Below are 13,379 nucleotides of genomic sequence, written 5' to 3' on the forward strand. Positions count from 1 at the left end.
TGGACGCCGATGCCATTTCCATTGAAACCACCCGCAGCCGCATGGAACTGCTGGACGCGTTCGCTGATCGCCAGGCGGGCGCGGCGGCCTATCCGGCGGAGATCGGGCCGGGCATCTGGGACATCCACAGTCCCCGGGTCCCCGATGCCGCCGAGATGGCCGACCTGCTGGGCCTGGCCCGCAAGCGGCTGGACGACTGGCAGATCTGGGTCAACCCGGATTGCGGCCTGAAGACGCGGCGGTGGGAGGAAGTGCGGCCGGCGCTGGAGAACCTGGTGGCGGCGGCGCGGCAGCTTCGGAGAGCCGCGGCGGAATAGGCCTGTGCACGAGATGGCGGCCCAATGGCCGCCATCTCGAGCGACGCGTTCCGGCACCTCGCCACGTTCCCGCCGGCCCAAAGTGACAAACCGCACGTGCACGGCTAACCTTTGGGCATCCAGGGGGAATACGCCATGATCATCGAGGTCCGCACCTATCAGCTCAAACCCGGTTCCGTGCCGGCGTTCGAAAAGAACTTCGCGGAAAAACTGCCGGAACGGGTCAAGCTCTCGCCGCTCGCGGCCCTCTGGCACACCGAGGTCGGACCGCTGAACGAAGTCACCCATGTCTGGACCTATGACTCCCTGGACCAGCGCACCCAGGTCCGGGCGAATGCCATCGCCACCGGGGTCTGGCCGCCGAACAATGGGGAGTTGCTGGTCTCGATGCAGAGCGAGATCTTCATCCCGGCCCCTTTCTCGCCGCCGCTGACGCCGCGGACGGTCGGGCCGCTGTTCGAAATCCGCAGCTATACACTGGCCCCCGGCGCGCTGCCCGGCATGATGGAGCGCTGGGCCGCGAAGGTCGATGAGCGCGTCAAGCTCTCCCCCCTCGTCGGCGTCTGGTACTCCGAGCTCGGAGGCCTGAACAAATGGGTGCATATCTGGGCCTACAAGGATGCCGCAGAACGCCAGCGGATCCGGGCGGAAGCGGTTGCCAAGGGGGTTTGGCCGCCGGGGGGCGCGGCATCGGGGCTGGTGGTGAAGCAGGAGAACAAGCTGGTCATGCCCGCCGCCTGCTCACCCATACGCTGACAGGAGGTCACGATGCAGGTCGGAACCGCGCTGAGCATCCTGGCGCAACCCGGCCGTCCGGACGTCGCGCTGTTCAACGAGCACATGGCGCTGGGCGACCTGGCGGAACCGCTGGGCTTCGACTCGCTGTTCGCGCTGGAGCATCATTTCACCGGCTATTCCATGTCGCCGTCTCCGCTGCAGATGCTGAGCTATTATGCCGGGCGAACGAAACGGATCATGCTGGGCACATGCGTGATCGTGCTGCCCTGGCACGATCCGATCCGCGTGGCGGAACAGATCGCGCTGCTGGACGTCATGAGCGGCGGCCGCACGCTGATGGGCTTCGGCCGTGGCGCCGCCAGCGTCGAATACGCCGGCTTCCGCATTCCGATGGAAGAGGCTCGGCCTCGCTTCGTCGAAGCCGCGCAACTGATCATCAAGGCGCTGACCGAGGATAGTTTCGAATGGAACGGAGAGTTCTATCGGATCCCCCGGCTGTCGATCCGGCCGCGGCCGATCTCGCATCCCGAACGCCGGTTCTATGCGTCCTCCGTCAGCCCGGAATCGGCCGAGGTGATGGCGAAGCTGGGGTTCGGGCTGCTGATTGTGATGCAGAACGAATGGCCCAAGGCAGCCGAGGACGTCCACCGCTACCGCGCCATGGTCGAAAGCGTCGGACACACCGCGCGGCCGCCGATCATCCTGACGAACGTCGCCTGCGCACCGACGCGGGAGGAAGCACGGGACTGGGCGCTGCGGTACCTGAGCGAGAAGTGGGATTCCATCGACAACCACTACCATTTCTCGGATGGGCACCTGGCAGGCGTGAAAGGTTACGAATCGTACGGTAAGCTGGCGAAGACCTATAACAAGATGAAGGATGCCAGCTTCCGGTCCAAGGCCACGGACTTCTATGTCAGCATCCAGATCGCCGGTACGCCGGACGACTGCATCCAGCAGGTCGCCGAGTTGCGCCGGTTGACGGGCATGGACCATCTGGTGACGGAATTCTCCTTCGGCTCGATGCCGCACCATCTGTCCGAGTTGAACATGCGGCTGTTCGCGGAAAAGGTCCTGCCGGTCCTGCAACGGGACGCCGCGTTCCAGGGCGCCGTCGATCCGTCCGGCGTCAATGACGCCGAAGGCAGCGAGCGGATTTTCGTTCCGGCCTGAAAGAGGGGGCGATGGCGGACATCCTGATCGCCGGTGCCGGCCTTGGTGGATTGACCGCCGCGCTCGCGCTGCTGCGCAAGGGGCATCGCGTCCGTGTCTTCGAGCAGGCCACGGAACTTCGCGAACTCGGCGCCGGCGTCCAGCTTGGCGCCAACGGCACCCGCATCCTCATCGCGCTCGGCCTGGAGGCAGCGATGCGCGGCATCGTCTGCGAGGCGGTGGCGAAAGAAATCCGCCTGGGCAGCACCGGTCAGAGCTGGCCGGTCTTCGACCTGGGCGAGACGTCTGTCAGCCGCTTCGGCGCGCCGTACTGGATGGCCCATCGTGGGGATTTCCATGGCGTGCTGCTGCAGGCGGTGCGTACGGTCGATCCGAACGCCATCCGGACCGGTGCCGGCTGCGTCGGGTTCTCGGAGTCCGGCAGCGACGTCAGCCTGCATCTGGTTACGGGCGAAAGCATATCCGGCGACGTGCTGATCGGCGCCGACGGCGTGCATTCGCGCATCCGCCAGCAGATGTTCGGCCAGGGTGCGGCGCATTTCACCGGCATCATGGCCTGGCGCGGCCTGGTGCCGATGGCGCGGCTGCCCGCCCATCAGCGGCGTCTGGTCGGCGCCAACTGGCTGGGCGTCGGTGGCCACGTCGTCACCTATCCGCTGCGCCGCGGTGAAATTCTCAACTTCGTCGGCGTGGTGGAGCGGGACGACTGGACGATCGAATCCTGGAACGAACCGGGCAGCCGGGACGAATGCCTGCGCGATCTCGCGAACTGGCATGAGGACGTGAAGACCATCATCCGGAACATCGATACGCCGTTCAAATGGGCACTGCTGGGCCGCGACCCGTTGCCGCGTTTTGCGGAAGACCGGGTCTGCGTGATGGGCGATGCCGCGCACCCGACGCTGCCCTTCCTGGCGCAGGGCGCCAACATGGCGCTGGAGGACGCGGCCGTGCTGGCCCGTTGCCTGGACGACCCGGACATTCCGGCGGCGCTGCGTCGGTACGAGGCCGCGCGGCTGGAACGCACCGCGCGCATCGTCCGAGGTTCCTCCGACAACGCCAAGCGCTTCCACAACCCGACACTGGGCATCCCCGACCGCGCGGCGCGCTATGTCGAGCAGGAATTCACGCCCGAAAAGATCAGCCAGCGCTACGACTGGCTGTACGAGTACGATGCGCTGACCGTTCCACTTCCGGGTTGATCAGGCGACCGTCACGTCCTTCCAGAATCCGAAGCGCCCGCCCACGGCCTCCATCTTCGGCTGCGGCCGCTCATACGACCAGGCGGCCCGCGCATAGCGCTGCCCGTCGAGGACGACGTCGTAGAACTGGACGCCGTGCGGGCAGGCAAGGTCCGATTCGGTTTTTTCCGTCTTTTGCAGCCAGTCCAGGCGGGTCGCGGAAGCGGGGAAATAGGCGTAGCCGCCGGTCTCGACGATGTCGCCGCTATCGGCGATCACATGGCCATTGAGCGTTGCCTGCATGGTGGTTCTCCTTTCCTGCCTCAGATGGCGCGCCGCCGCGGATTTTCATCCCCGGACGCTAAAGCGAATCGCGGATCATCTTCAGCGCATGGGCGACGGTGGCAGCGCGGATTTCGGTTCGGTCTCCCGGGAATATCTTGTGGTCGGTGATTGCCGGCGAGCCTGTGCGGGCCAGGCCGAACCAGACGAGGCCGACGGGCTTGTCGGCGCTGCCGCCGCCAGGGCCGGCCACGCCGGTGACAGCGATCGCGATCGCGGCCTGGGAGCGGACGAGGGCGCCTTCGGCCATGGCAGCGGCGACTTGCTGGCTGACGGCGCCATGCGTCTCGATCAACGCCATCGGCACGCCGATCGCCTCACTCTTGGCCTGGTTGGAGTATGTCACAAACCCGCGGTCCACGACGTCCGACGAACCGGCGATCGCGGTCAGGGCGGCGGATATCAATCCGCCCGTGCAACTTTCCGCAGTGGCAAGCATAATCCGTTTCGACCGGCATGCGGACAGCAGGGCCTCGGCTTCGATCAAGGTCGACTCTGGCAGCATCCCGTCACCCGTCCATTCATTCATTTGACCAGCCTGCCGTCAGGTCAGCCGCTTGTCCATCATGCGGGGCGTCACCCATCCACCCAGGGTCCACCCACTCAGGGCGCGAGTGCTGCGCCGGCGGGCCGTCTCGGGTCGATGGCGCCGTCATAGACATCGTGTCTGCGCCGGTGTGTCGCGACCGAGTCCGTCGGCATCCCCGCCGGCCGCGAGTCGGACAGCCGGCTGTTGGCGATCAGCGCGACCGCGCCCCACGGCGCCTGCAACTCGATGTGATACCCCATGCGCAACAGGGCGTCCTGCGTGTCCGGCGACAGGGTATAGGGTTCGACATATAGCAGGTCCGGCAGGAACTGATGGTGCAGCCGGGGCGCGTCGACCGCTTCCTGCGCGTTCATGCCGTAGTCGATCACGTTCAGCAGCGTCTCCAGCACCGTGCTGATGATGCGTGCCCCGCCCGGCGTTCCCAGCACCATCTGTACGACGCCGTTTTTCACCACGATCGTGGGCGCCATCGATGACAATGGCCGCTTGCCGGGCGCGATGGCGTTGGCCTTGCCCTGGACCAGGCCGAACTGGTTGGCGACGCCCGCCTTCAGGGTGAAATCGTCCATCTCGTCGTTCAGCAGGAAACCGGCGTCGCCCGCCATCACGCCCGCGCCGAAGCCGCCGTTCAGCGTGAAGGTCACGGACACGGCCTCACCGTTGGCGTCCAGCACCGAGAAATGGGTCGTTTCCGTCTTCTCGTCAGGCCCGACCGCACCTTCGCGCAGGCTGGCGGATGGCGTCGCGCGGTCGGTGATAAGGCTGCGCAGGTGTGCCGCGTAGTCCTTGGACAGCAGCCGGTCCAGCGGATTGGACACGAAGTCGGGGTCGCCAAGCTCCGTATTCCGATCCAGGAACGCCAGGCGCAGCGCCTCGGTCAGCAGATGGATCGACTGGGCGCCGTGGAAGCCCAGCGACCGCAGGTCGTAGCCTTCCAGGATGTTCAGCGCTTCGCAGACTGTCGTTCCGCCCGAGGAAGGGGGAGGCGCCGACAGGATCGTGAAACCGCGATAGGTGCATTCCAGCGGGGCGGTCTCTTCCACCCGGTAGGCAGCGAAATCGGCGGCGGTAATCACCCCGCCCCCGGCGCGGGAAGCGGTCTCGACCGCCTCCGGGATCGCCCCGTGATAGAACGCGCCGGGACCGCGGTCCGCGATCGCCTGCAGGGTGGCGGCGAGGGCGGGCTGCCGCAGCACCTCCCCCGCACGCAGCGGGCTGCCGTCCGGGTGCAGGAAGATCGCTGCCGCCTCCGGATCGCGACGCAGGACACGCGCGCCCCGAGCGATGATATCGGCGTCGGGCGGGGTGAGCGTGAAACCTTCGCGGGCCAGGCGGATGGCAGGCGCCATCACCACCGAACGCGGCTTGGTGCCGTATTTCGTCAGCGCCGTATCGAGTCCCAGCACCGTCCCGGGAACGGCCACGGCGCGCCAACCCGCCAGGCTCGCGCCCTTGATCACGTTGCCGCTGGCGTCGAGATACATGCCGGGCGTGGCCGCGGCCGGGGCGGTTTCGCGGAAATCGATGAAGACCGCCTTCCCGTCCGGCAGGTAGGCCGTCATGAACCCGCCGCCGCCGATATTCCCGCAGCACGGGTTGACCACCGCCTCGGCATATCCGACCGCCACCGCCGCGTCGACGGCGTTGCCGCCCTGGCGGAGGACCTCGACCCCCGCCTCGGCGGCGAGACGCTGGGCGGAGACGACAAGGCCGGTGGAGGACTCGACCGGCGGCAGCGACGCCGCGCGGGCCGCCAACGGCGCCAGCAAAAGCGCCAGGACAAGGAGGAGTCGCCTCGGCACCGCCGCGGAAGGCCCGCCATCCATGACGCCGATCCTACCCGTCATGGCCCGGCGTGACCGAACCATCTTGCTCCCCTGGGCCTAGGGATGGCCCGATCAGGCCGGGCCGTGAGGGGGGCCGAACGGTGACGGGGAAGGCCACGATCGGCGCCGTCCGGCTGGTTACATCGCGGCCTGGATCGACTCGCCCACGATCTGCACGATGCGGTCCAGCGTCGCTTCCGGCGTCGACAGCGGCGGCGCGAACACCAGCACGTCGCCGCTCGGCGGCGGGCCATCGGCGGCGGCGCGGACGCGCAGCAGCAGGCCGCGATCCATGGCCTGTGCGACCACCTTCGCGCCCAACCCCTTGGCGGGGGCACGGCTGCCCTTGTCCTCGACCAGCTCGATCGCCGCCAGCATTCCGATGCCGCGCACCTCACCGACGCAGGGCAGGCTCGACAGCGTCTCCAGCCCGGCGCGGAAGCGGTCGCCCTGCACCTTGGCGCGTTCGACCATGCCTTCCTTGTCCATGATGTCGATATTGGCGAGGCCGACCGCACAGCAGACCGGATGACCCGAATAGGTCGCCGCGTGCATGAACTTCTCGTCCGCGGGGGCGTCCAGGATGACGTCGTGCAGGCGCTTGGAGATCACCACCCCGCCCAGCGGCAGGTATCCGCTGGTGACGCCCTTGGCGAAGGACATCAGGTCGGGCTTCACGCCCCAGTGTCCCATGCCGAACCACTGCCCGGTGCGGCCGAAGCCGGTGATGACCTCATCGGCGATCAGCAGCACGTCATACTTGTCGCAGATCTCCCGCAGCTTGGGGAAATAGGTCGGCGGCGGCACGATCACGCCGCCCGATCCCTGCACCGGTTCGGCGATGATCGCCGCGACCGTGTCGGGGCCTTGCTGAAGGATGGCTTCTTCCACCGCCTCGGCCGCGCCGATGCCGGCATCGCCGTTGCCGGGCCAGCGATACGGATAGGGCGGGGCGACCTGCAGGAACTCCGGCACCGTCGGACCGAACATCTTGTGGTAGTTCGGCAGGCTCGTGGCGCTCATGGCCGCCAGGGTGACGCCGTGGTAGCCGTAGCGGCGGGAGATCACCTTCACCTTGTTCGGCTTGCCCAGCCGCTTCCAGTGGTAGCGGGCGAACTTGAAGGCGCTTTCGTTGGATTCAGCCCCGCTGGTGGTGAAATAGACCGCCGACATGTTGTCGTACGCCAGGCCGACGATGCGTTCGGCCAGCTTGATCGCCGGCTCGTTGCTGTAGCCGGCATAGGCCGACGCGTAGTCCAGCTTCTCCATCTGCGCCGCCGCGGCCGCGGCCAGCTCCTTGCGGCCATGGCCGATATTGACGTTCCACAGTGCCGACAGGGAGTCGATGTACTCCCGTCCGTCCGCCGTGCGCAGCATCGCCCCTTGGGCGGAGACGAAGATCTTGGCGTTGGCATGGTCCTTGGGGTGATGCAGCGGATGGATCAGATGCCGCTGATCGCTCGCCGCCAAGGATTCGTCATATGAGACTACGTCATCCATTGCTCTCGCCCCTTGCTTTCGGGCCGGACGCTAGGGCATTTCGCCGCGCGGTTGAAGGGGTCTTTGCGCGGTCGGCCCAATGGCCGCCATTTGGTTCGGGTACGGTGCGATCAGGCGCCGTGGGCCTCGATCTGGCCGGCCTTGACCGCCTCCACGAACAACCGCCAATCCGCTTGGTTCTGCGCGGCATAGGCCAGCGCGAACGACGCGATCGCCGTGTCGAACGCCGTCCCCGAACCGATATAGCCGGCGATGCGGGCCGCGTCGCCGGAGCGGGCATGCGCGCGCGCCAGCGTCACGCCGCAGAGCGTCGCATGATAGGGCAGCGCGCCTTCCGCCAAGTCGGACCCGATCAGCGCCAGCCGGCTGTCCTTCAGGTGCCGGACATAGCATTGCTGGTCGTCGCCCGTATCCTGCGTCCAGCCCAGGAACAGGTCCGGCACGGTCTGCATGATCCGCTGGCCCACCACGACGCGCTGCGCCTGGTTGCGATACAGGCTGGGGCCCGCGTAGTCCGCGAGGACGGATGCCTGCGCCTCTTTCAACTGCAACATCAGGGCATGGTCGTCCTTCGTCGCATACAGGCCGATCGCACAGAACGTGCCGACGCTGCCGACGCCCACCACCTTGAACGCGACGTCCATCAACTCGTAACGATCCAGCAGGATCCGCCGCTCCTCCGGCAGGGAAAGCTTGTAGGACTCGAAGGCGGTCCGAGCGACGATTTCATGCGTGTCGTCGCGCTGGCCGGTGAGGGGGAAGATCAGCGGCGGCTTCTCCTTGATCCGCCACCGTCCTTTCCGCTTCTCGACCAATTTCGGATATTCCTTGTGCGCGGCCTCCGTCGCCTCCGTCAGCCGCTTCAGCTCGCGCGCCCGCAGCTTGCTGTCGCCGATGTCCTCCAGCACCTGCGTCACGTCGACGCGCGACCGCCAGGCCAGCAGCGGATCGAGGACGGCGAGTTCCAGCATGTGCTTGCGATAGGCCAGCACCATGGCGCTGGCGAGGTAGCGCGCGGTCTTTTCGCCCAGGTTGCGGCCCAGGGCGTCGACGGCGAAACTGGCCGCGAGGCGCTTGACGTCCCACTCGAACGGCGCCGGCAGCGTCTCGTCGAAATCATTACAGTCGAAAACCGGAGTTCCTTCCGGTGAAGCAAAGGTACCGAAATTCGCCAAGTGGCAGTCACCGCAGGCCTGCACCCACAGGCCGCTGACGGGCGTGTCGGCGAGGTCCGCGGCCATGACGGCCGCCGCGCCGCGGAAGAACCCGAACGGCGAGGCGCGCATGCGGTCGTAACGGATCGGCAGCAGGCTGGCGATGCGATGGCGCCCGGATTCGATCAGGATATCAACGGCATCGCGACGCGTGGGTGAGGGCGTCCACCGGCCGTGCATGCTGCGCGGCACGATTTTGCGCAGGGCCTGTCCCGCTCGCCGGCGCTCTGCGACGGGCAGGACGGTCGCCGTTTGCATATGCTCCAAAGGCATGGCCGCTTCCCGGTTCCTGCTTATCATCGCGGAAAACAGGGACGCGGCAAGCGACAATTCCGGTCAGGGGCCAACAAAATGAACGATCGGAAATGTATTGTATCAAAACATCCAATAGGGCCGCAGGAATCCCAGGGCGAACAGCAGCAGGCCCGCAATGATGCCGGCGATGACGTCGTCGGCCATGATGCCGAAAGGGTTGTGCCGCCGGTCGGCCCAGCCGATCGGCCCCAGCTTGGTGACGTCAAGCAGGCGAAACAGAACGAAGGCCAGGATGCAGCCGGTCCAGGACAGGCGCGCCAAGCCCAGGAGGGTCAGCCACTGCCCCGCGACTTCGTCGATCACGATCCAGCCGTGGTCGCCGTCGGGGTTGAGGCGGACGATCGCCGCATAGCCGCCGACCGTGGCGGCGACCGCGGCAACGAGCAGTAGCCAGGGGGACAGGGCGAACAGCGCCACGCCGGTCAGCAGCGCGGCCAGGGAGGCGACGGTACCGGGGGCGATGGGCGCGAACCCCGTCCCCAGCCCGGCGGCGATCAATCGGGCGGAGGTCATGCGGTAGCCTCAAGGAACGACTGCACCGCCGCCAGTGCCGGGGCTTCGGTCAGGATCGGGGCGTGGCCGATATCCGGCAGTGTGACCAGCCGCATGTCCGGACGTTCGGACCGCATGCGCTCGACCGTGTCCGGCAGCAGGATGTTGCTGACCCCGCCACGCACCAGCAGCACGGGAACATGCGCCAAGGCGCCCCAGAGCGGCCAGAGGTTCCGCGACGCCGCGTCCAGCGTGTCGGCCAGCCGGATGTCCCACAAGGGGTGGTAACGGCCGTCATCGCCGCGCCGATAGGTCAGCTCCGCCATCCGCCGCCAGTCCGCGTCGCTGTCCAGCGACAGGGGCGGAAGCCTCGCGCGCAGCATCGTCACGCACGCCTCCAGCGAGTCCAGCGCCGGATCGAAGCCGACGAAGTCCCGGACGAAGGACGCCCCTTCGGTCCCGATGCCGGGACCGATATCGTTCAGTACCGCGGCCCGCAGCAAGGAAGGCGACGCCGCCGCCAGCCCCATCGCCAGCAGCCCGCCGAAGCTGGTGCCGATCGCCACCGCCCGATGGATATGCAGGGCCGCGCAGACGTCCATGACGTCGCGCAGGCAGGCTTCGGGGCTGCAGCGCGCGACATCCCGCGTCCACCCCGAATCCCCCCGCCCGACATAATCCAGCGTGACCGCTCGGCGACCTCGGGCGATCGCCGGCACCACGGCCTCGAAATCGCCGCCGGTACGCACCAGCCCGGGCAGGCACAGCAGCGGAGGGAGGGACGGATCGCCGTCCCAGACCCGGACATGGAGCGGAAGGCCATCCCAGGCCGAAATGCGGCGTATCAGCGGGTCCAAGGCGTATTGTTGTTCAAGATCGGAGTCGGGTCGTTGCGCTGCGCACGATAGATCGTGACGTTCTCCATAACGCGCTGCACATAGTTGCGTGTCTCGCCATTCGGGATCAGCTCGATCCAATCCACCATGTCGATCGGCCCCACGCGCGGGTCGCCGATCTGCGCGAGCCATTGGGCCACCCGGTTGGGACCCGCGTTATAGGCAGCGGCGGCAAGCGGCAGGCAGTTGTCGAAGCGGGCCAGGACTTCCTCCAGATAGGCGGCGCCCAGGCGCATGTTCTGCGTGGCGTCCGCCGTCAATCCCCCCAGCGACACCGGCGTTCCCAACTGATGCCCGACCGATTGCGCGGTCGCGGGCATCAACTGCATCAGCCCGCGTGCGCCCGAGGGGCTGACGGCCCCGATGTCGAAGCTACTCTCCTGCCGCATGATGCCCAGCGAAAACGCCTCGTCCGGCGGGGTCGGCGGCGAGAATGGTTCGGGCCAGCCCATGCGCGGCAGCAGGATGCCGTCGCGGCCCATGCGCCGCGCGATGAAGACCGCGCTGTCGGGAAGGCCCACGCGCAGGGCGAAGGCGGCAGTCAGGGCGCGCTCCGCAGGAATGGGCGAGAGTTCGTCGACCCGCAGCAGGAAGACGCGGGCGCGTTCATGCTCACCCCAGGCGATCAGCCAGGCGGCGGCGCGCAGGACCTCATGCCCGGTGAAGGCCTGCGCGGTGCCGGGCGTCCATGTGGGATCGGCGGCCGCTTTCAGCAGCGTGGCCGGTTTCTCGCCCAACGCAAGAGCGGCGAGCTGGCCATAGAACGTCGTCGGCCAGGCCGTGGCCCGGCGGTACTCCGGCTTGGGGTCACGCCCCGCCGCCGCGTCGGTCCGCGCCAGCCAGTAATGCGCCCGTGCCTGGGTGATCGCCGAGGTGCTGTGCGTCAGCGCCCGGAAATGCGGAAGCGCCAGCGCGGGATCGTGCAGCAGCCGCAGCGCGATGAAGCCGGCGAGGAACGCCGCGTCCGCCTTCTGCTCATCGCCCGTCTGTTCGCCGCCGGCCGCGACCTGGTATGCCGTCTTCGGATCGCCCGCGGCGATCAGTGCTCTGGCCAGCAGGTTGCGCTGCACCCAGAAGGCGCCTTCGTGGCTGCGCACGGTGGCATTGCCCAGCGTCGCCGCGGCCTGTTGCAACTGGCCCGCCTGACGTTCCGCCCGAGCGAGCTCATAGGCCAGGATGGGATCGGCGCGCTGGGCGGGGGTCAGCGCGGCGATCAGCGCGTTGGCGTTCGGGTCGGCGCGATCGACGGCCAGCAGCGCCTCGGCCAGCTTGCGATGCATCGGGTCGAGCCGGTCCGCCTGCCGCGCCGCCGCCTGCTGGTCGACCCAGATCAGGTGCTGGAAACGCTCCCATTGGTCCTCGGCCGTGGCGATGCCGCCCCAGCGGCGCAGGAACGCGGCCTCGGTCTGGGCGTCGTCGATGGAGTCGATCCAGGCCTTGAGGGCCAGCGCGTCCGCGGCCGCGGTATGGCCCGCATTGGCGGTCGCATCCGCGCAGCGCAGCAGGGCCGAAGCCAGTCTCGGCATGTCGGGCGAGGCCGGGGTCTCGTGCGGACCGCATTGCGCCAGCACGGCGGCGTCGTCGGGATCGGTGGCGATCGCTTCCTCGCGCCGGCGTTCCAGCAGGCCTTGGGCCGGCCAGTCGGGGTTGGCGCGCATGAAGGCGGCGATTTCCTCGGCGGTGGCGGCGCCCGGCGCGCGCAGCCGCATGTAAAGCACGAGCTTCTCGGGGACCGGATCGGCGTAACGGGCGGCGATGGCCTGCGCGTCGGCCCACCGGTCGGCCCGTACGGCCGGCATCGGCGTCAGCTCCTCGGCGCTGGCGCCCCAGGTCGGCAGCCATGCGACCGGCAGGCACAACAGGGCAGCCAGGATCAGGCGATTCGATACGATCATGCCATCTTCTAGCAAGCCAATCCTTGCGGCGCATCCATCTCGCGCCTAGGTTCCGTATCTTCCGCAGGAACCCGGGAGAGGGGATATGTTCAAGGGATCGTTCGTCGCGTTGATCACACCCATGCGGGATGATGGCTCCGTCGACGAAAAAGCCTATGCGGAGTTCGTGGACTGGCAGATCCGGGAAGGCACGCATGGCGTGGTCCCGGTCGGCACGACGGGCGAAAGCCCGACGCTGTCGCACGAAGAGCACCGCCGGGTCACCGAGATCGCCATCAGCGTCGCCAAGGGCCGCGTGCCGGTGATCGCGGGTGCCGGTTCGAACAGCACGGAAGAAGCGATCTCCCTGACACGCCATGCGAAGGAAGCCGGCGCGGACGCGGCGCTGATCGTGACGCCGTACTATAACAAGCCGACGCAGGAAGGCTTGTACCTGCACTTCAAGGCGATCGCCGACGCGGTCGACCTGCCGATCATCATCTACAACATCCCCCCGCGCAGCGTCGTCGACATGAGCGTGGAGACGATGGCGCGCCTGGCGAAGCACAAGAACATCGTCGGGGTGAAGGATGCGACCGCCAACCTGGCCCGTCCATTGCACACCCGCCGCGCCTGCGGCGAGGACTTCTGCCAGCTTTCTGGCGAGGACCATACCGCCATCGCCTACAACGCCGCGGGCGGCCACGGTTGCATCAGCGTGACCGCCAACGTCGCCCCGCGCCTGTGCAGCGACATGCAGACGGCCTGGATGGAAGGCCGCGTGAAGGACGCGATGGCGCTCCAGAACCGGCTGGTCCCGCTGCACGACGCGCTGTTCGCCGAGACCAGCCCCGGACCGGTGAAGTTCGCGGCCTCTCTGCTGGGCAAGACTTCGGAACGCTGCCGCCTGCCGCTCGCGCCGCTGATGGACGGCACGCGGGCGAAGGTGAAAGCGGCGATG

The 13,379-nt window shown here is 67.7% G+C and carries 12 protein-coding genes and 1 pseudogene; 5 read left to right on the forward strand and 8 right to left on the reverse strand.

Going from position 1 to position 13,379, the window contains the following annotated elements; all coding sequences use genetic code 11:
- The 4 genes and pseudogenes from VHB27_RS11430 to VHB27_RS11445 form a co-directional block, all read left to right on the forward strand.
- A pseudogene (locus VHB27_RS11430) lies at positions 1 to 317 on the forward strand (5-methyltetrahydropteroyltriglutamate--homocysteine S-methyltransferase); the annotation flags it as partial.
- A 135-nt stretch (positions 318 to 452) separates the two neighbouring features.
- A complete protein-coding gene (locus tag VHB27_RS11435) occupies positions 453 to 1,073 on the forward strand; it encodes an NIPSNAP family protein (RefSeq protein ID WP_325600410.1) in 621 nt (206 codons plus the stop codon).
- Positions 1,074 to 1,085: 12 nt separating this feature from the next.
- Positions 1,086 to 2,228 (forward strand): LLM class flavin-dependent oxidoreductase, encoded by a 1,143-nt coding sequence (locus tag VHB27_RS11440; protein ID WP_325600412.1) that lies wholly within the window; start codon positions 1,086 to 1,088, stop codon positions 2,226 to 2,228.
- Positions 2,229 to 2,239: 11 nt separating this feature from the next.
- Positions 2,240 to 3,430 carry an FAD-dependent monooxygenase gene (locus tag VHB27_RS11445; protein WP_325600414.1) on the forward strand — a complete coding sequence of 397 codons (1,191 nt, stop codon included), beginning with the start codon at positions 2,240 to 2,242 and terminating at the stop codon, positions 3,428 to 3,430.
- Here VHB27_RS11445 and VHB27_RS11450 read toward each other — a convergent pair whose 3' ends face one another.
- The 8 genes from VHB27_RS11450 to VHB27_RS11485 form a co-directional block, all read right to left on the reverse strand.
- Positions 3,431 to 3,712, reverse strand: a complete 282-nt coding sequence (locus VHB27_RS11450) for a DUF427 domain-containing protein (protein WP_325600416.1) — start codon at positions 3,710 to 3,712, stop codon at positions 3,431 to 3,433.
- 58 nt (positions 3,713 to 3,770) lie between these two features.
- Positions 3,771 to 4,280, reverse strand: a complete 510-nt coding sequence (locus VHB27_RS11455) for a CinA family protein (RefSeq protein ID WP_325600418.1) — start codon at positions 4,278 to 4,280, stop codon at positions 3,771 to 3,773.
- 74 nt (positions 4,281 to 4,354) lie between these two features.
- The gene (ggt, locus tag VHB27_RS11460) at positions 4,355 to 6,127 is read right to left on the reverse strand and encodes a gamma-glutamyltransferase (protein ID WP_325600420.1); all 1,773 of its coding nucleotides are present in this window, start codon (positions 6,125 to 6,127) and stop codon (positions 4,355 to 4,357) included.
- 138 nt (positions 6,128 to 6,265) lie between these two features.
- A complete protein-coding gene (locus VHB27_RS11465) occupies positions 6,266 to 7,627 on the reverse strand; it encodes an aspartate aminotransferase family protein (RefSeq protein ID WP_325600422.1) in 1,362 nt (453 codons plus the stop codon).
- 110 nt (positions 7,628 to 7,737) lie between these two features.
- Positions 7,738 to 9,114, reverse strand: coding sequence for a DUF2252 domain-containing protein (locus tag VHB27_RS11470; protein WP_325600424.1), 1,377 nt, complete (start codon positions 9,112 to 9,114; stop codon positions 7,738 to 7,740).
- Positions 9,115 to 9,216: 102 nt separating this feature from the next.
- Complete coding sequence (locus tag VHB27_RS11475; protein ID WP_325600426.1) at positions 9,217 to 9,669, reverse strand: phosphatidylglycerophosphatase A family protein; 453 nt, start codon at positions 9,667 to 9,669, stop codon at positions 9,217 to 9,219.
- Positions 9,666 to 10,505, reverse strand: coding sequence for an alpha/beta fold hydrolase (locus VHB27_RS11480; protein ID WP_325600428.1), 840 nt, complete (start codon positions 10,503 to 10,505; stop codon positions 9,666 to 9,668). The genes VHB27_RS11475 and VHB27_RS11480 overlap by 4 nt, the downstream gene beginning before the upstream one ends.
- Positions 10,493 to 12,439, reverse strand: a complete 1,947-nt coding sequence (locus VHB27_RS11485; protein ID WP_325600430.1) for a lytic transglycosylase domain-containing protein — start codon at positions 12,437 to 12,439, stop codon at positions 10,493 to 10,495. The genes VHB27_RS11480 and VHB27_RS11485 overlap by 13 nt, the downstream gene beginning before the upstream one ends.
- Before the next feature lie 85 nt (positions 12,440 to 12,524).
- Here VHB27_RS11485 and dapA point away from each other — a divergent pair.
- The coding region (dapA, locus tag VHB27_RS11490) for a 4-hydroxy-tetrahydrodipicolinate synthase (RefSeq protein WP_325600432.1) at positions 12,525 to 13,379 on the forward strand (855 nt) is incomplete at its 3' end.

The organism is Rhodopila sp. (assembly GCF_035548235.1).
Classification (GTDB): Bacteria; Pseudomonadota; Alphaproteobacteria; order Acetobacterales; family Acetobacteraceae; genus Rhodopila.